Origin of the sequence: Peptoclostridium acidaminophilum DSM 3953 (assembly GCF_000597865.1) — a bacterium.
Taxonomy (GTDB): domain Bacteria; phylum Bacillota; class Clostridia; order Peptostreptococcales; family Peptostreptococcaceae; genus Peptoclostridium_A; species Peptoclostridium_A acidaminophilum.
Genome location: NZ_CP007453.1, coordinates 490,926 through 509,080 on the forward strand (window position 1 = coordinate 490,926; position 18,155 = coordinate 509,080).

Below are 18,155 nucleotides of genomic sequence, written 5' to 3' on the forward strand. Positions count from 1 at the left end.
AATTAACCCTAGCCATATAACGCTGGCGTACGTCCAAATCTACTATATTTCGAAATGGAAGCTCAGGAGTGATTATTGTATGCCGCATGACGCTAATTTCCACCAACCATTAGCTCTCTATAGTCTTGCCGAGGCATTTTTGTCTCCGTCATAACTTTTCTGAATATTCTGTACATTTATCTTACAAGTATTATTATATTTTAGGGCCACATAAATGTCAACGGTTTTTTAAGAAAAATTATAAAATAGATTAAAACCAAGGCAGAGATTACGAATCTCTGCCCCTGCATTCACTTTGATATCCTCACATCCACATTGAAGTTTGGCTTTATTAGCTCGTCCATGTCGTCTATTGAGATCTGGACTGTGACTACTGTTTCCCCGTTCTTTTCAACGCCCATCTCTGCGATTTTTCTTACTGTGCCCCTATAATGCTTGCCCGAGTCTGAAAGCGGAAGTATCTCGACTTTGGCTCCAAGCTTAACGTCCTTTATGAAGTCCTCGAGAACCTCTGCTTCAACAACGAGCGTATCCATGTTTACAATATTGAGAAGCCTGCTGCCACTTTGGGTGTTATCTCCAGCCACGGGAGTTATGTCCTGGACCATTCCGTTGGCGATGTCAGACACTATGCTGTTTCCCTGTAGATAGCTCTTGCTCAGCTTGCTTCTTTCCTGGTTCAAGTCCGTTTCGAGAGTTGATATCCTTTGCCTTTGGATGTCTATGCTAAGCTTGTAGTCGTTTGAATTTGATACGCTCGCGTCTGAAACGGCCTGCTGCGCGTCTGACACTCTTCTTTGCGCGTCTATGAAATCATTTTTAGGTATGGCTCCCGCATCATACAGAGCCTGCTTTTTATTCAGGTCCTCGTTTGCCCTTCGAAGGCTCTCCTGGGCGGTAGACAGAGTGCTTGACTCCCTAATGCCGTTGTTTGCATCGCCGCTTATGAGCTTCTCAAGTTGAAGCCTTTCTATTTTCAGGTTGTTCTCCATGTCGGCTATCTGCTGTCTTATCTCATGTATGTCAAGCGATATAATCTCCTGGCCCAGGCTCACGTGCTGTCCTTCCTCGACAAGAACGTCATTTACCATTGCCGGAAATTCAAGCGTTATGTTCTTTATTTCGCCTGCCGTGACCTTGCCGGCTGCTTCTATATAATCTCCCTGAACATCTTTTGGCTTTGCGGCCGCCTGCTTGGCAGGCTCTTTTGACCCGCACGCCGCAGTAAAGACCATTATTCCAGAAAGCAGTGCGACGCATCCCAGCCTTGCAAATCTATTCTTGTTTATCATCACTAAAGTACCTTCCTTCATGTTATTTGATTTTGATCTTGACTGTCGAGTTTGTGCCTATTAGTCCGTTTAGCTCCACATCATCGTCTATTACTATTTTCACGGGAATAAGCTGGGTGACCTTTGTATATGTGCCGCTTGTGCTGAAGCTTGTGGCATTCCCTGAAAGGGCCGCCTGAGTAACCTGGTCTATCTCCTCTATGTGGCCTTTGAATTTTTTTCCAGGATATGCATCGAGCTGAACAACCACTTCCTGCTGCTCATTTATCTTTGTTATTCCAGTCTCCTCGATGTTGGCTCCGACATATATATCGCTCGTCTGCGCTATTACAGCTGCAACTGTTGATGGGGATATCACCTGGTTTAACACGACGTTTAGCTTTACAACCTCTCCGTCTATAGGCGATCTAAGATATGCTCCGCTGTTTAACCTTCCTATTACCTGGTTTTCTTTCACAATGTCACCTTCCGAAACATTAAGCTTAACAATCCGGCCGCTGCTTAGAGAGGCCACCGTTCTCAGCTCTGCGCTCACCTTTGCGTTGTCTGTCTTGTAATATGTGCTGCCCTGCCAGTAGAAGTAAAACCACACGCCCACTCCCGCCATTATGACGATGGCCAGGCCAATGAATATCTTGTTTTGATGTTTTTTCATGTCATTCATACTCAAGTATCATCCTTCCAAATTTAGTTTATTCCTCGCCTTCCGAAAACTGGCTGTTGTAAAGATCCGCATAGAAGCCTTTCTGCAATAAAAGCTCATCGTGACTGCCCTGTTCTATTATGTCTCCGTCTTTCATCACCAGAATCAGGTCCGCGTCCTTTATTGTCGATAGCCTGTGGGCGATTACAAAGCTTGTCCTGCTGCTCATAAGGTGGTTCATCGCCTTTTGTATGAGAATCTCCGTCCTTGTGTCAACGGAGCTTGTCGCCTCATCGAGTATGAGAATCTTGGGGTTTGCAAGTATGACCCTTGCTATTGTGAAGAGCTGTTTTTGGCCCTGCGATATGTTGCTTGCCTCTTCGTTTAGTATCATGTCATAGCCGTCAGGCAGCGCATGTATGAATTCGTGGCAGTGGGCAGCCTTTGCAGCCTCTATCACCTGCTCGTCCGTCGCATCGAAGCATCCATACCGTATGTTCTCCATTATGGAAGCATTGTAAAGCCATGTTTCCTGGAGCACCATGCCGAACATTTCGCGCAGGTCGTTGCGCGTAAATTCAAAGATGTCATTGCCGTCTATTGTTATCCTTCCCGAGTTTATGTCATAAAATCTCATAAGCAGCTTTACGATCGTTGTCTTGCCTGCCCCGGTAGGCCCCACTATAGCCACCTTCTGGCCAGCCTTTATGCTGGCTGAGAAATTGTTGATTATAGTCTTTTCCTTAGTGTATCCGAAGCTTACATTTTCAAATGCCACATCACCGTGGAAGCTCTCGCCTTGCAGCGGCGATGTGGTTTCAGGCGTCTCCTCCTCCTCGTTCAGGAATTCGAATACACGCTCTGCCGAAGCCACTGTAGACTGAAGCGTTGCAGAAACTGCCGCCAGCTGTGCAATAGGCTGAGTGAAGGATCTCATGTACTGTATGAACGCCTGTATGTCTCCTATCTCGACCATCTTTTTGACAGCCAGGTAGCCGCCGAGAATGCTGACAACTACGTATCCGAAATTTCCAACAAACATCATTATAGGCTGCATCATTCCGGATATGAATTGCGATTTCCAGGCTGACGAGTATAGCTTGTCGTTGATCCCTTCGAATTTCTCGACCGATTCCTCCTCGCCGTTGAACGCATGAACTATGCTGTGTCCGCCGTACATTTCCTCGACATGTCCATTGATCTCGCCTATAGACTCCATCTGCTGCTTGAAAAATCCCTGTGACCGCTTCACTATTACTGCGACTATTGCAAGCGACGAGGGTATTACAAGGAGCGCCGCAAAAGTCATTATCCAGCTTATGGAGAGCATCATTGCAAGCACGCCTATTATGCTTGTCACAGAAGTTATTATCTGCGTAAGGCTCTGGTTGAGCGTCTGGCTTACAGTGTCAACGTCGTTTGTGATTCGCGAGAGTATCTCTCCGTGAGTCCTTGTGTCATAGTAGTTGAGCGGTATCTTGTTCATTTTGAGGGATATGTCTCTGCGCAGATTGTAGGTGACATCCATCGCCACTTTTGACATTATGTAGCTTTGCACATACTGGCATACAGCGGATATGATATAGAGCGCAATCAGAATGCCTATCATCCTGCCTATATAGTCAAAATCGGTGAGCAGTCCCGTTCCGGCATGCCAGGCCAGGAGCCCTTCGACCAGTTTTGTTGTAACCTTGCCAAGCAGCTTAGGACCTACTATTGAGAATACGGTTGAAAATAATGCAAAAATCACGACCATGTATATTGATATTTTATATTCCTTCAGGTATGCCCACAGGCTGGCTATAGTCTTTTCAAAATCCTTAGCCTTGCCACCGCCACCAGGAGAGCCTAGGCCCATTCGCGGCATAGGACCTGAATGTTGCTTGTCCTTACTCACCTTGACAACTCCTCCTCGCTAAGCTGAGAATACGCTATCTGCTGATACACCTCGCAGCTTTTTAAAAGCTCGCTGTGGGTACCCAGCCCTACTATATAGCCATTGTCCAGCACTATTATCTGCTCTGCATCCATTATTGTGCCGACGCGCTGCGCCACCAGGAGGATTGTGCTCTCACCCGTTTCCCTCCTGAGCGCCTCCCTCAGCTTTCTGTCTGTTTTCAAATCGAGAGCAGAAAAGCTGTCGTCGAATATATATATAGGGGCATTCTTCACGAGCGCTCTAGCTATTGACAGCCTTTGCTTCTGGCCTCCCGACACGTTGGTTCCGCCCTGCGCGATTATCGAATCATAGCCATCTTCCTTGGAGCTTATGAATTCGGTGGCCTGCGCCACAAATGCAGCTTTTTCTATGTTGTCCATTGTTGAATTCTTGTCTGCGTAATAGAGATTTGACTTTATAGTTCCTGAAAAAAGGCTGCTCTTTTGCGGCACATAGCCTATCTTCTTGCGCAGGCTTTTCCTTGACACACTGCGTACATCCTTGCCGTCGATTAGTATCTGACCGCTTGTGACGTCGTAGAACCTGAGCGCCAGATTGACTAGGGTGGACTTCCCGCTTCCGGTCGAGCCTATTATGGCCGTCGTCTCTCCTGCCCTTGCGGTGAAGCTCAGATTGTGGAGCACATTATCCTGCCCTCCGGGATAGCAGAAGCTCACATTTCGAAACTCGATAGTTGAATCGAACTCCTTGCCAAACTCTGCAGGTTTTTCCTCGTCGAGTATGCTCAGCTCTGTGGCGAGCACTTCAGCTACCCGTTCCGCCGACACGGATGCCCTTGGAACCATAATGAACATCATCGACATCATGAGGAATGCCATTATTATCTGTATGGCGTACTGCATGTATGCCATCATGTCACCTATATCCATGTTGAACGAGGATACCTGCTTTGCCCCGACCCACACAATTATTACTGTGACCAGGTTCATAATTAGCATCATTGCCGGCATCATCATTGCCATGACGCGGTTTACAAACAGGTTTGTAGAGGTGAGATCCGAATTTGCCCTGTCAAGCCTGGCTTCCTCGAACCGCTGCGTATTGAACGCCCTTATTACGAGCATTCCCTCTATGTTTTCGCGCGTCACGAGATTCAGCCTGTCTACAAGCTTCTGCACAAGTTTGAACTTGGGCATTACGATTGAAAACAACACCATTATTACGCCAACAAGACATATTACAGCGACTCCTATTACCCAAGACATCGAAGCGCTGCTCGAAATCGCCTTTATGATTCCTCCCACTCCCAGTATTGGAGCGTAAAACACTAGTCTTACCATCATTACCAGCACGTTTTGAACCTGGGAGATGTCATTTGTCGTACGAGTAATAAGCGACGCCGTAGAGAACTGGTCGAACTCTGCATTTGAAAAACTCGAAACTTTCTTAAATATGTCAAGGCGCAGATCTCGAGCCACGCTTGCGGCTATGAGCGCCGCAAAATATCCCACAGTAACTGACGCTGTAGTTCCAAGAAGAGTCACTAGTATCATAACGACTCCAGTTTTGAGTATGAAATTCCGATCGCCCGACATTACTCCTGTATTTACAATGTCGGCCATGTAATCCGGCAGCGCCAGGTCGCATATGGCCTGCACAAGCAGCAGCACCACTGCGCACAGGAGCATTCCTATGTAGGGCTTTAAATATCTTGCTAACTTTATCACTTTAATACCTCATCTCTTGTTGAAATTCTACCTGTTGCTTAATCAGCTGTTTTCATCCTCACTTGCTATAATGTAGAATTTTTCAAGGAGGCGCAGGAATTCAGCTGTATCCTCTTCGCCCATTTTTTCGAAAATCCCATTGATGTTGGTCATGTAGCTCTCCATGGCTTTTTTCAGACTCTGCACTCCTGCATCCGTAAGTTTCACATACACTACTCTTCTGTCTTTTTTTGTTGTAATCCGGTCTACTAACCCCTTTTCCTCGAGCACGTTTATCATCTGTGAAACCGCCGGTTTGCTTATTTCAAGAAGCTCGCTAATCATGGAGACTGTAACTCCGTCATTATCTTTTGTGTTTGCTTTTATAAGCTTTAGCATCATGAACTCGCTGCGCGGCATGTCGATTATGTTTTTCAGGTTGGCTGTGCTCTTTTGAAATTTCTGCATTATTTGTACTATTTTATAGGCATTGCTCATATCCATGTTTGCTCACCCTCTCACTTTTATTTGATTCATATGGACATTTTGATTTAGTCTCATTAATCATTAAGTTAATTAACTAATAACATAGTTAACATTATATGTCTGCTCCTTTTTATTGTCAATATAAAACAAGCCTATTCCAGATGCTTTCCATAAAAAAACTCCCCTCGTTATAAACAGCTATATTTTATAAGCTGTTTATAACAAGGGAAGTTTATGAGATTAGTATCGTTTCTATGAAGATTTGGCACATGCATTAATAGATTTTTTTTTCTGCATTTCGACCGTCAGCAGGCTGTATCCCAGTATTGGGAAGATTATCCCAAACAGAGGGTTCAACCAATTGAGTATTGCATACGGCGCATACTGGGCGGCTGAAACTCCCAGCGCCCCGGACATGAAAGCTCCGCACGTAGTCCAGGGATAGAGTCCGGACGTCAACGTGCCTCCCTCTTCAAGCGCTCTAGAAAGCATCCTGGGCTGAAGGCCTGCTTTTGGATATGCGTCCTTGTAGAGCTGCCCCGAGAGGACTATGCTCATATACTGCTCTCCCATTATTGCATTCAGTACAGTTGTAGTTACAATTGTAAGGCCCGGCAGGTATTTGGGATTGTGAATTCTTACTAGCATTCTTTCTATTATGACATCCATTATTCTGCTTTCCGTCAGAATTCCGCCAAGACTAAGCGCGAGTATCGCAAGTGAAAATGTCCACATCATGCCTTGTATTCCGCCGCGGTTGAGAAGCGTATCTACAACCTCTATGCCACTGCTGAATGTAAAACCATAGTTTAGCACACTCAGCGCTTCAACAAACGGCACACCCTGCAGGAACATAGCAACAGGTATTGAAGACACTATACCTGCAGTAAGACTTGGTATGGCCGGAAACTTAGCCAGGCTCAAAACCAAAACAATGACAAGAGGCAGGAAAACCACAAGATTCAAATTGAACGAGCTTCCTATAGCATTTTGTATCTGACTTATCTTTTCGACATCCAGGCTTGAATTCGCGTATTTAATGCCCATGACGCAGTAAGCGGCCAGCGCGCAAACATATGCGGGTATTGTCGTGTAAAGCATGGCCGTAATGTGGTCGTACAGGTTTGCTCCGGCTATTGCGGGACTGAGGTTAGTTGTATCGGAAAGCGGCGACATCTTGTCTCCAAAGAATGCTCCCGATATAACCATGCCTGCAATCAAAGGAGCAGGAATCCCCATTCCCATTCCTATGCCCATAAGAGCCACCCCAACCGTTCCGGCTGTACTCCATGAGCTGCCTGTGGCAATAGCAGCTATGCTGGATATAACAAGCCCTGCAGGCAGGAAAAATTTAGGGCTTAGTATGTCCAGCCCATAATATATCAAGGCTGGGACTGTACCGCTTTGAAGCCATGTACCCATCGCCATGCCTATCAGAAAAAAGAAAAACAAAGCGCCTATGGCCTTTGATACTCCGTGCACCATGCTATGCTCTATATCAGACCAGCAATGACCCAGTATTTTCGATGCTGCAGCGGCTATTATTATGCATATGAACAGCAGCGCATGCATGTTGGCATTAAACACCAAAAGTCCGCCCATGAGTGTTAATGCTATGAGAAAAGTAAAGGTCAGAGCAAATAAAAGCGAGGGTTTTTTTGCCGTGGTATCGTTTTCCATGTGCAGTCTCCCTTCCGCTTTGCTAGAACTGTGAATATTCACAGGGATAGGATATCATGCCAGTATTCCCGGGCATATTGGCATGAGCGCAAATGCCCAAGAACACTGTGAAATTCATTGTTTTTTACCTGAGTTTTTTGCTGATTTTTACTGCTGTTTCTTTGACTCCAGCCAATATCTTGTCAAACATTCCCGGCGCATTTATCCTTGAAGTTGGCCCAGAAACGCTTATCGCAGCTATGGCTTCGTTGTTTTTTCCAAGAATAGGCGCTGCGACACATGTAAGTCCCGCTTCAGCCTCTTCGTTGTCAATCGCATATCCTTGTTCTCTGACTTTTTCAAGCTCTTTGCAAAGCTGTTCCCAATTTTTAATCGAAGTATCGGTAGTCCCGTCAAAATCGGCAGATTTCATCCTGGCGACCGTAGCCTCGTCGGAATAAGCCAATAGACATTTTCCGACTGCCGCTGTGTGAGGTTCGCTTATAGAGCCGAGCGACGGTCTCACCGTAAGCATCTGTCCCTGCTTTTCTTCCTTTATTATCAGTATCGTCTTTGGATATTCGTATGTCGTAGTGTCTAGTATTGAAACATTGACGACCTCACCAAACCTGTCCGAAAGCTCCTTTGCATACGGCTGTATTGTCTCTTTCAGAGGCATTTTTTCGCCTACGAGCATGCCTATCGCATATAGCTTTATTCCAAGCCAGTATTTGCCGCTTTCGGAATTTTGCTGCACAAAACCCTTATTTTCAAGTGTGGCAAGCGTTCTATGAACCGTGCTTTTGTAAACTCCAAGTCCGTTGGATATTTCAGTAACGCCCATTTCTCTTTGCTCGCGGTATAAAAGTATCAGTATATCAAGAGCCCTGTCTACTGAGTTGATAATATCAGTGTTCATAAATTATCTTGATCTCCTTTTGAGTTTTTTTTAATAATTATACCATAGCTGGGCGCTCAATAACTTTTGTCTTTTCAATCGCATTAAGCCTGGCTGCTTTTTATCTCTTCTTTTAAAACGGATCCTAGAATCTTGATTCCTTCCACTATGTTCTCTTCGGAAACCGTTGTGAAATTTAGTCTTAAGGAGCTTTTGCAGTCACACAGCGGATAGAATGACTCTCCAGGCACGAAGGCAACATTGCTTTCTATCGCCTTGTTTAAAAGCTCAGTTGTGTCGATATGTCCCGGGAGCTCCACCCATACAAACATTCCTCCTTCAGGCTCTGTATATTTAGCCTCCGGCGGGAACTCAGCCTTCATTGTGTCGAGCATAAGCTGGCACTTATTGCCGTACGCCGTTCTTATCTTGTCTATGTGCTTTTCGAAGTCATAATTATTGAGGAATTCCAACACCTGCATCTGAGCAAGCTGGTTGCACTGAAGATCTGCCCCCTGTTTTAAAAGTTCGACCTTTTCAATCATATCTTTGGATCCGCACATCCATGCAACCCTAAGACCCGGACACAAAACCTTCGAGAATGAGCCGAGCGATATTACCCTCTCCTGCGTATCCATAGACTTGAGAGTCGGCACGCTTTCTCCCCTGAACCTTAGCTGTCCGTACGGATCGTCCTCTATTACAATAACATCGTATTTGTTTGCAAGCTCAATCAGCTTTTCGCATCTTTCCTTTGACCACGTTTTCCCTGTAGGGTTTTGGAAGTTAGGTATAACGTATATCATCTTAGTGTTAGGGTTTTCCTGAAGCGCCTTTTCAAGGTCCTCCATTATCATTCCGTCTTCGTCGATGTCAACGCCTACAAAATTGCACTGATAAGGCCTGAATGCGTTTATAGCTCCAAGATAGCTTGGATTCTCAGTGATTACGACATCTCCGGGATTGAGCATTATCATAGAGCAGAAAGATATTCCCTGCTGAGATCCTGTAGTTATTATAAGGTTTTCAGACTTGGCATCCACATTGTCTCTTTCCTTTAGCAGCGTGCATAGCTTCTCAAGGAGCGGTCCGTGTCCCTGGGTAGGTCCATACTGAAGCGCCACCATGGCATCTTCCTTTAAAAGCTTGTCTGTTACAGCATGCATTTCATCGAAAGGAAAAAGAGTAGGATCTGGCAGTCCTGCTGCAAAAGATATTACTCCTTTCTTTTGGGCAATTATTTTTCCAACTGCTCTTATGGCTGATGCCTTAACCTCGTCCATTCTGTCAGCAAATATCATGATAACCAGCACCTCCGAAAGTATTTTATGATCTGTTTAGGCTCCGCAACTTAGGCAGGCCATCGCAACCGAATTCAGTTTTATTTCGGCCGTATCGCTTCTTGAACCGAGTATTATCGGATTAGTTGCCCCCAGCACTATGCCGGCCCATTTGGCCTTGTTGAAGTAGAGCCAAGATTTTCCAAGCACGTTTCCAACCTCTATTGCAGGGCAAAAGAAGAGATCCACATCACCGGCAACCTTGCTTTCTATGCCCTTGTGGTGCGCCGCTTCGCTGCTGCAGGCTACGTCCATGGCCATAGGTCCTTCTATGATGCACTTTGGAATCTCGCCGCGCTCTTGCATCTCCACAAGCGCTCTTGCATCCACCGTTGCCGGTATCTTTGGGTCAACCATCTCGTTTGCTGCCAGCGCAGCTACCTTGGGCTTTTCAATGCCCATAGCTTTTATTGCCATTAGAGCATTAGTGAGTATATCCTTTTTTTGTTCCTGAGTGGGTGCAACGTTTATTCCGCTGTCTGTGCAGAAAACTATCTTGCTGTGACCCGGTATCTCGTATGCCGCCATGTGGCTGAGCAGGCGTCCGCTTCGAAGGCCCGTCTCCTTGTTTAGTACTGCCTTCATGAATATGCTTGTGTTTACAAAGCCTTTCATTAGAATCTGAGCTTCCCCGTTTTTCACTAGCAGTGCGGCCTGCTGAGCTGCCTCTGCCTCATCAGATGCATCTACAATCGGCATTTCGCCAAGACCTATCTCTTTCGAAATCGATTCTATTTTTATTGCGTCTCCAACAAGTATTGGCGTTATGAGTCCCATGTCGCTTGCCATCTTTACAGTCTCTAGCACTTCGCGATCATGTGCTGCCGCAATACTAACCTTGAAAGGACCTCTTTGCTTTGCTATGCTTAAAACTTCTTCAAAGTTCCTAAACAACTAATACACCTTCTTTCGTTGAATTTTGTGCAACATTTCATAATTTATAGTTTGAAGCATTTATATGAAACTTATCAAACAATAGATTCACACCCAGATATCCTGCAGCATAAGCCGTCCGAATTCAAATGCGAATCTATATTGTCAACTTTGTTTGTGCTTACATTGGATATTCTTTGGCCTCTTCCTGTCCACTTAGCACCCTTTTTGCTCCAAGCATGAGGGCTTCCATTTCCTCTTCTCCGGGGACTACTGCCACAGGCGCTATGAAGAGTACTTTCTTTTTGAGCATCTCGACGATTTCATTTGAATACGCTATGCCCCCTGTTATTATAATTCTGTCGACCTTGCCATCGAGCACCGCAGCATAGGCTCCTATTTCCCTTGCTGTCTGCAATACGAATGCGTTCAGAACGTTCACAGCCGTTTCGTCGCCTTCGTTGTACATTTCAACAATTTTTATCATGTCCTTAGTTCCAAGGTAGTCATACATCCCACCTATACTGCTTACCTTCGCAACCATTTCTTTGTGGCTATACTTTCCCGAAAAACAAAGATCTATAAGAGGATAAGCCGGAAGTCCACCGCTTCTTTCTGGCGAAAACGGTCCGTCAACCCTTCCACCGCCTCCGTCTATCATTTTTCCTTTCCTGTGGGCCGCTATCGATATTCCTGAGCCAAGGTGAGCCACAACGAAATTGAGGTCGCTGTAGTTTCTGTCAAGCTCTTCGGCAACTTTTCTAGCCACCGCCTTTTGGTTCAGAGCATGCAGCCAGCTTGCCTTTTCCAAGTCCTTTATGCCTGTTATTCTGGCTTCTGGCATGAATTCGTCCACCGAAACCGGATCCACAACAAATGAAGGAATTCCGACTGTGTCTGCTATAGATTTGGCAAGTACGCATCCAAGATTTGAGGCATGCTCTCCATTTACTGCATTCTTGACATCGTTTATCATATAGTCGTTTATGCTGTATGTGCCGCCTTCAATAGGCTTAAGAAGCCCACCCCTTCCAACAACAGCCGAAAGTAATTTGGGATCTATGTCGGCCTCCGCCAGAGAATTCACAATCAGCTCCATCCTGTAGCCGTACTCATCAAATACCGTCTTGAACGGGGCAAGATCTTCAGCCGTGTGCACTATTGATTTTTTCATTATCATATTTTCGTCTTCAAATACAGCTATCTTTGTAGATGTCCCACCCGGATTGATTGTAAGTATTTTCATGTCATATTCCTCCCTAATGTTCATTTTTAAGTGTCTATTCAAGTTTCTATAAAATGAAGTTGTAATCAGATAATTTTATTTCGGAACGATGTTCTGCTAATTTTGTATAAAAAATAACATTCACGCTCGCCCAATGCACTTAGAATATTTAAAACCATTTCTGGATCAATATATGAGAAAAACGCCTGGTGAGCTGTGATACTATTAAGCGAATATTTGTTTCTGTATAGGGAAGAAAACTTTTGGATTCTACAATGGCAATTTATAGAATTTTTAGTTCTGCTTAATAGAACATCGTTCCTTTATTGTTGTTTTTATTTTATATCTTTCCATTTTGAATGTCAATATGATTTGAATTTTTCTGAAGTTTTCAGTATGATACCCCGCGCAGAATTGTTTAAATAAGCTTTTCCAGAGCATAATTTGACTGAGCAAGACAGCTTTCATCTTCCAGCAGATCCAGACTCTTTGCAAATATTTTTGTCGTACTTGCCTGCACTGTAAGCGTTATTAATATCGTCATAAAAACGACAGAAGATATTACGTCGCTATGGGGAAGGTGCATTGAGACTATCATTCCGGAAAGTGCAGCAGGTATTACGCCCGTCTCCCTCACCCACATTAAAAAGAGTATCTCCCTGAATGTCCATTTTGCTTTCCTGTCAGGAAGCGTGCAGACGAGCACCGACAAAGGCCTGAACACGAACATAAGCAGGAATACTATCAATAGTGACTGTTTCCAATACATCGCAAGTGCTACAAAGTCCACCTGTGTACCAAGCATTATAAATATAGACATCCTCATGAGCGTTGAAAGGGTTTCTCTGACATGAGTCTGTACAAGCGACGAGCTTGGGGGAACGACTAATCCAAACGTCGACTTGTTGCCGCACACAAGACCTGTGACGAATGCAGCCATATATCCGCTGCCATGAAATTTTTCAGCGAGTATATACGATATTATAACCGCAAATATCGACACAAGCGGGGCGTATTCATGCAGGAATCCGAACTTCTTGTCTGAAATCACATGAGATAGGACCATTCCTACAGCTACTCCTACTAATATCCCACCAGCCATCATTATTCCAAGCTGCTTTATGCTTCCTCCCAGAGAAAATGTTCCGTTTTGGATAGTGGCTATTATGGAAAAAACGAGTATCGCACCTGCGGCGTCGTTGAATGCAGACTCACTTATTACTGTCTGTTTTACCTTTTCCCTTAGTGTTATGCACTTGAATACCGGAACAAGCGTTGCGGGATCCGTCGATGCAATAACCGCCCCTAGCAGCAATGCGTACAGCATATTTATATTAAACACTTCCTGCACGGCGTATCCGGTAAGAACTGCCGATATTGCCAAACCTATTATAGCCAAAAGCCCTACAGTGATTTTTACACTGTTTAGCACCTTCAACCTTATCTCTCTGCCACCGTCATAAAGTATGAAAGCAGAGCCGAACGTTAGCAGCAGATGATTTCCAATAGGCGAGACGTCCGTGCCCACGAGATTCAAAACATAGGGGCCAAGTATTATCCCGCCCATTAGGAACAGCACGACATCTGGAAGCTTTACAATACCACTTAGCTTTCCAAATGTCATTCCTGTAACTAAAACAACTGCAAACAGAGACAATATGCTGTCTGTAGATGCAATTAATGAATTTTCCATTTTAATCACCTCCGAAATGGCTATGACTTCATGTTGTTGTCATATTATAATGAATTACTTTGTATTATATAAGACACCTTCAGCCAATTACGTTTTGGCCGAAGGTGCCTTTTAAAATGGGGTTATACCTTATTAAGTTGGATGTCGCTTTATCTCATACTGCTGCCTCTAACTAACCGGCTATTTCGCCTGACACAGTTGATTGAACGGCCTTAGGCTTCCTGTTTTTTAATTTCAGAACTAGTATAGCCGAAACTGCTCCAACTGCAAGAACACCCATCTGGTACATGAACATGTACGTGTATCCAACGTTTTCAAACTTATCAAGCCAGTTTCCGTAAAGCACGAACTGGAACATGTCAGGAGAGAATCCAATAACAGCAGCCATTCCTATTGTAGAAGCCGTGTATTTCTTTGGAACGTTAAGCTCTGTTATTACTGCATAGTATGATCCCCTTCCCATGTATACCGAAAGTGCCATTACCAGAGTAAGAGCAATCAGTATCCAAACCGGCGTTCCTTTGCCAAGATTAAGCATAAGCGCCATTCCCGCAAGTCCAACAAGATTTACGCCCAGAAGCACCTTTGCGGACGATTTCACCTTGTCTGTTAGGAATCCGCCAAGTGGCGCGCCTATAAGCGTCATGACATAAGTTCTAACTATTGCCACCCAGCCGGCAAATGCAACGCTGGCGCCCAGTACATCCGTGAAATACGGAGTAAAGTATGTCATAGTAGTCAGATAGGAGTATATTGAGAATATCGAGAATGCTATAAGCCATGTTGCAGGGCTCTTTGCTATATGAATGTAGTCAGACAAGCCAAGCTTGTGTACCTGCTCTTTTTCTCCTGAGTCTTTTTCTCTTTCAGCCTTTGCTTTTTCCGGATCATCAAGCATCATCCATACCGGTATTGCAACAAGAAGAGACATTATGCTAAGTCCCATAAGCGCTGCCTTAAGTCCTGCAGTACCTTCAAGGAAACGTGCAAACAGAAACATCATGACCGCGTTGAAAACTATGTTCCAAATACCTATTATAGATTCGTTCATTCCGAATATCTTGCCCTGATCTTCATCTCCAACAAGATTCCTTACAATTTTTATGTGTGCAGGGTAGTTCATTACAAGGCTTGCTATCGAGAAGCCAACCCACATTATCAGTGCGAACGAATAAGTCGGATTCATTACAAATGCGATTCCGAAAATACCATTTAATATCGCAGAACCAACATACACCTTCTTGTAATTGAATCTGTCAGCTATCCAGCCGCCAAGAGGACAGCCGTAGAAGTTTCCAAGTCCGTAGATAGTTATAAGGAACCCCAGTTGAGCGTTGCTGACACCGAGCATTTCTTGAAATGGGTCATAAAAAACATATTGTATAAACGGGATCAGGTAAACTATTGACCAGCATGAACCAAGCGCCAACAAAGTCAGCATAAGCTTAAGTTTCTTATTCATATTATCCCCTCCAAAATCAATCTCTCAAAATTCAAATACAATTTTTTCTACAATACATTTGAAAAAAATGCTTTAGCAACCATAACTTTCTACGTCTCAACTGCAAATGTGCACTGCGTGCATTTTTAATAATCATGCAGAAGTTCTATCTGCCGGAATCAAGTTCCGCTTTCATTGCAAGAAAAATCGGTCTTTTCTTTTTACTCCAGCGAAATGCCCAACTCATTCATTTGCTTCAAATTAATGCGGGTTATATGAAATTATAGCCAGCCTTGAATGCCTTGGTATTCATTTCTTCGAATTTTTCCTTGCCTTTTTTTCTGAACATGTCGTTCATGCCGTTTAATCCTTCTTCTTCAGTGAAGTCACCTGTTGCCTTGACGATGACACCCGCCATTATTATGTTTGCTCCCTTTGGATGGTTTATTTCCTTAGCCAGCCTCGAGCAGGGAACCTCTATTACCTTGACGTCGCTTCTCACATTAATATCGCATGTGACAAGGTCGCTGTTTACAATTACGGTTCCACCCGGAGCTACTGTATTTATAAATTTATTAAAAGATGGCACATTCATTGCAAGAAGCACATTTGGTTGTTCCTGAGACGGATTGTAAATTATGCCTTCTCCGTATTTAACCGTACAGTTTGCAGTTCCGCCCCTCATTGCCGAGCCGTATGATGGCATCCATGTAGCGTTTGCTCCCTTATGCACTGCTATTTGAGAGATAACTAGTCCCGATGTCAGAACTCCCTGGCCTCCCGAGCCTGCAAATACGATTTCTCTCATGCTATTTTACCTCCCTAGTCTTGAATTCACCCAATGGGTAGTAAGGAATGAGTTCATTTTCTATTCTCTCCATTGCCTTAAGCGGCGACATTCCCCAGTTTGTCGGGCATGGTGAAAGCACTTCAACTACAGAATAGCCTTCGCCGTTTATTTGGGCCTCAAGGGCATTCTTGATATAGCCTTTAAGCTTGTTTATATTTGCCGGCGTGTTGACAGCTCCCCTTGCTACGTATGCCGCGTTGAACTGATCTGCAACGAGCTCTGGAAATTTTATTGGATTTCCAGTTATAGCACAGTCTCTTCCCATTGGAGAAGTTGTAGTCTTTTGTCCCGGCATTGTAGTATTGCTCATTTGACCGCCAGTCATACCATAGTTAGTATTGTTGACTAGTATTGCTGTGAACTTCTCATTTCTGTATGCAGCACTTGTAGTCTCTGCAAGTCCAATGCTGTATGCATCGCCGTCACCCTGATATGCCACTACTATATTGTCAGGATTTACTCTTTTCATGCTTGTGCAAACAGCTCCCGCACGTCCGTGAAGACAGTGAAGTCTGTCTGTTTCAAGCACGCCGCCTAGAAGGCTCGAGCAGCCTACACCTATTCCGAATATGATGTTTTTGTCCTGACCGAGTTCTTCCAGACACTCTGTTATCAGCCGGATTACCACACCGTGTCCGCAGCCTGGGCAGAACGATGAAGTTTTCTTAGCTATTTCAGCGATTTTTTTAGATTTAGCCATGACTAGTATACCTCCTTAATTTCGCCAGCCGCGATTTTAACAAAATCCTCTTGAATAGCTTTCATGGCTGGTATTCCATATACGTATGGCAGGCAGTAAACTGGTATGTCCGATTTCATTGACTTTTTAACTGTAAGCGCCACATCGTCCACTAGCTGTCCTGTTGCATTTGCTTCAACCGTTATAAAACCTTTGACATTTGGATTAACCTTTGCGAAAGCGTTTTCCGGGAACGGCCAAGCTATTATTGGTCTTATGAAGCCCACCTTGTGACCCTGAGCCTTAAGCTGCTCGACAGCGCCCTTAGTAGATCTTCCTGGTAGCCCGTAAGCGACAAATACATAATCAGCATCCTCAATGTCTCCATCTTCCCATCTTTGCTCGTTTGCTTTGATTAAATCGTGCTTTTCATTCAAGAGCACCGCTTCTTTCATTGAATCCCTGTCGAATATGCCAACTTTCTTGTATGAGTATTTTCCGTCGAAGCCCCATGGCTGTCTTTTGACTTCCTTGAACTCAGGAAGCTCGCAAGGCTCCATCATTTGTCCTAGAGCGCCTTCTGTCATAAGTGTAGCCACTGTTCTGTATTTTTCTGCAAGGTCAAATGCAAGTCCAGTAAGATCGACTGCCTCTTGTATGCTTTCAGGACAAAGAACTATGGTTCTGTAGTCGCCGTTTCCGCCACCCCTCGTTTCTCTAAGATAGTCGCACTGGGCAGTGTGAAGAGTTCCTATTCCATTTCCATATCTTACAACATTTATCACAACAGCTGCCAATTCTTCATCGTAAAGCTGAGTAATACCTTCCTGCTTAAGGCTCATTCCCGGACCAGATGATGCTGTAAAGCTTCTAACACCGCATGCTGCCCCGCCTACTACCATGTTTATTCCAGCAAGCTCACTTTCGGCCTGCACAAAAGTACCGCCAATTTCCGGCATGCGCCACGAAAGATATTCCATTATCTCGGTCGATGGAGTTATCGGATATCCCGCATATAGTCTCGCGCCAGCCCTTACTGCGGCTTCAGCTATAGCTTCGTTGCCTTTAATCATGTCACCCATGTTATAATGCCTCCTTAATTGTTATTACTATCCTAGAATTTCATATACGCCGTCAGGACACATAGTATAGCATATGCCGCAGCCTATGCATTTTTCATGATCCACAACTACAGTTTGATAACCAAACTCGTTTATTTCCTCAGAAAATGTTATGGCTTTTTTAGGGCAGTTTGCCGCGCAAAGCTCGCACTGCTTGCATCTTATTGCATCAACCTTTACCTTCATTACGATATTCCCTCCATTTCTATACAGTATGTTTGATCAAACATGAACCTGATGTAGAGTTGTAAGAACTTAATTGTTTTGTTCTGTTCTTCGGAACATTGTTCTATTTTTTATTTAAGACAATTCTACACCCGTTTTTATTCGTCGTCAACATCTTTTCTGA

At 44.4% G+C, this 18,155-nt stretch carries 16 protein-coding genes and 1 other annotated feature (1 of these 17 only partly in view); all 16 genes read right to left on the bottom strand.

All coding sequences use genetic code 11. The features are described from left to right. Positions 1-161, bottom strand: a binding site (T-box leader) (it extends 75 nt beyond the left edge of the window). A 129-nt stretch (positions 162-290) separates the two neighbouring features. Then, positions 291-1,292 carry an HlyD family secretion protein gene (locus EAL2_RS13270; protein WP_025436840.1) on the bottom strand — a complete coding sequence of 334 codons (1,002 nt, stop codon included), beginning with the start codon at positions 1,290-1,292 and terminating at the stop codon, positions 291-293. 22 nt (positions 1,293-1,314) lie between these two features. After that, positions 1,315-1,956 carry an HlyD family secretion protein gene (locus tag EAL2_RS13275; protein WP_041693225.1) on the bottom strand — a complete coding sequence of 214 codons (642 nt, stop codon included), beginning with the start codon at positions 1,954-1,956 and terminating at the stop codon, positions 1,315-1,317. Between the two features lie 28 nt (positions 1,957-1,984). Further along, complete coding sequence (locus EAL2_RS13280; protein WP_084481402.1) at positions 1,985-3,802, bottom strand: ABC transporter ATP-binding protein; 1,818 nt, start codon at positions 3,800-3,802, stop codon at positions 1,985-1,987. A gap of 26 nt (positions 3,803-3,828) precedes the next feature. Beyond that, entirely contained in the window at positions 3,829-5,562 is a 1,734-nt protein-coding gene (locus EAL2_RS13285; protein WP_025436843.1) for an ABC transporter ATP-binding protein, read from the bottom strand. Positions 5,563-5,604: 42 nt separating this feature from the next. Continuing rightward, positions 5,605-6,045, bottom strand: a complete 441-nt coding sequence (locus EAL2_RS13290; protein ID WP_025436844.1) for a MarR family winged helix-turn-helix transcriptional regulator — start codon at positions 6,043-6,045, stop codon at positions 5,605-5,607. Between the two features lie 234 nt (positions 6,046-6,279). Next, on the bottom strand, positions 6,280-7,707 hold the full coding sequence (nhaC, locus tag EAL2_RS13295; RefSeq protein WP_025436845.1) for a Na+/H+ antiporter NhaC: 1,428 nt from the start codon (positions 7,705-7,707) through the stop codon (positions 6,280-6,282). Between the two features lie 124 nt (positions 7,708-7,831). Continuing rightward, positions 7,832-8,605, bottom strand: a complete 774-nt coding sequence (locus EAL2_RS13300) for an IclR family transcriptional regulator (RefSeq protein ID WP_025436846.1) — start codon at positions 8,603-8,605, stop codon at positions 7,832-7,834. A gap of 83 nt (positions 8,606-8,688) precedes the next feature. Further along, on the bottom strand, positions 8,689-9,885 hold the full coding sequence (locus EAL2_RS13305) for an aminotransferase-like domain-containing protein (protein ID WP_025436847.1): 1,197 nt from the start codon (positions 9,883-9,885) through the stop codon (positions 8,689-8,691). A 36-nt stretch (positions 9,886-9,921) separates the two neighbouring features. Further along, positions 9,922-10,818, bottom strand: coding sequence for a bifunctional enoyl-CoA hydratase/phosphate acetyltransferase (locus EAL2_RS13310; RefSeq protein WP_025436848.1), 897 nt, complete (start codon positions 10,816-10,818; stop codon positions 9,922-9,924). 160 nt (positions 10,819-10,978) lie between these two features. Further along, positions 10,979-12,043 carry a butyrate kinase gene (buk, locus tag EAL2_RS13315; RefSeq protein ID WP_025436849.1) on the bottom strand — a complete coding sequence of 355 codons (1,065 nt, stop codon included), beginning with the start codon at positions 12,041-12,043 and terminating at the stop codon, positions 10,979-10,981. Positions 12,044-12,440: 397 nt separating this feature from the next. Further along, a complete protein-coding gene (locus EAL2_RS13320) occupies positions 12,441-13,715 on the bottom strand; it encodes a cation:proton antiporter (protein WP_025436850.1) in 1,275 nt (424 codons plus the stop codon). A gap of 172 nt (positions 13,716-13,887) precedes the next feature. Next, a complete protein-coding gene (locus EAL2_RS13325) occupies positions 13,888-15,177 on the bottom strand; it encodes an MFS transporter (protein ID WP_025436851.1) in 1,290 nt (429 codons plus the stop codon). Positions 15,178-15,427: 250 nt separating this feature from the next. Then, on the bottom strand, positions 15,428-15,964 hold the full coding sequence (locus EAL2_RS13330) for a 2-oxoacid:acceptor oxidoreductase family protein (protein ID WP_025436852.1): 537 nt from the start codon (positions 15,962-15,964) through the stop codon (positions 15,428-15,430). A gap of 1 nt (position 15,965) precedes the next feature. Then, on the bottom strand, positions 15,966-16,706 hold the full coding sequence (locus EAL2_RS13335) for a thiamine pyrophosphate-dependent enzyme (protein WP_025436853.1): 741 nt from the start codon (positions 16,704-16,706) through the stop codon (positions 15,966-15,968). Positions 16,707-16,708: 2 nt separating this feature from the next. After that, positions 16,709-17,767, bottom strand: a complete 1,059-nt coding sequence (locus tag EAL2_RS13340) for a 2-ketoisovalerate ferredoxin oxidoreductase (protein WP_025436854.1) — start codon at positions 17,765-17,767, stop codon at positions 16,709-16,711. A 27-nt stretch (positions 17,768-17,794) separates the two neighbouring features. Next, entirely contained in the window at positions 17,795-17,992 is a 198-nt protein-coding gene (locus EAL2_RS13345; RefSeq protein ID WP_025436855.1) for a 4Fe-4S dicluster domain-containing protein, read from the bottom strand. Between the last annotated feature and the right edge of the window lie 163 nt (positions 17,993-18,155).

Coding starts and splice junctions, on each gene's coding strand:
- EAL2_RS13270 (WP_025436840.1), bottom strand. CDS start 1,292: ATGATAAACAAGAATAGATTTGCAAGGCTGGGATGCGTCGCACTGCTT.
- EAL2_RS13275 (WP_041693225.1), bottom strand. CDS start 1,956: ATGAATGACATGAAAAAACATCAAAACAAGATATTCATTGGCCTGGCC.
- EAL2_RS13280 (WP_084481402.1), bottom strand. CDS start 3,802: ATGCCGCGAATGGGCCTAGGCTCTCCTGGTGGCGGTGGCAAGGCTAAG.
- EAL2_RS13290 (WP_025436844.1), bottom strand. CDS start 6,045: ATGGATATGAGCAATGCCTATAAAATAGTACAAATAATGCAGAAATTT.
- nhaC (WP_025436845.1), bottom strand. CDS start 7,707: ATGGAAAACGATACCACGGCAAAAAAACCCTCGCTTTTATTTGCTCTG.
- EAL2_RS13300 (WP_025436846.1), bottom strand. CDS start 8,605: ATGAACACTGATATTATCAACTCAGTAGACAGGGCTCTTGATATACTG.
- EAL2_RS13305 (WP_025436847.1), bottom strand. CDS start 9,885: ATGATATTTGCTGACAGAATGGACGAGGTTAAGGCATCAGCCATAAGA.
- buk (WP_025436849.1), bottom strand. CDS start 12,043: ATGAAAATACTTACAATCAATCCGGGTGGGACATCTACAAAGATAGCT.
- EAL2_RS13320 (WP_025436850.1), bottom strand. CDS start 13,715: ATGGAAAATTCATTAATTGCATCTACAGACAGCATATTGTCTCTGTTT.
- EAL2_RS13325 (WP_025436851.1), bottom strand. CDS start 15,177: ATGAATAAGAAACTTAAGCTTATGCTGACTTTGTTGGCGCTTGGTTCA.
- EAL2_RS13330 (WP_025436852.1), bottom strand. CDS start 15,964: ATGAGAGAAATCGTATTTGCAGGCTCGGGAGGCCAGGGAGTTCTGACA.
- EAL2_RS13335 (WP_025436853.1), bottom strand. CDS start 16,706: ATGGCTAAATCTAAAAAAATCGCTGAAATAGCTAAGAAAACTTCATCG.
- EAL2_RS13340 (WP_025436854.1), bottom strand. CDS start 17,767: ATGGGTGACATGATTAAAGGCAACGAAGCTATAGCTGAAGCCGCAGTA.
- EAL2_RS13345 (WP_025436855.1), bottom strand. CDS start 17,992: ATGAAGGTAAAGGTTGATGCAATAAGATGCAAGCAGTGCGAGCTTTGC.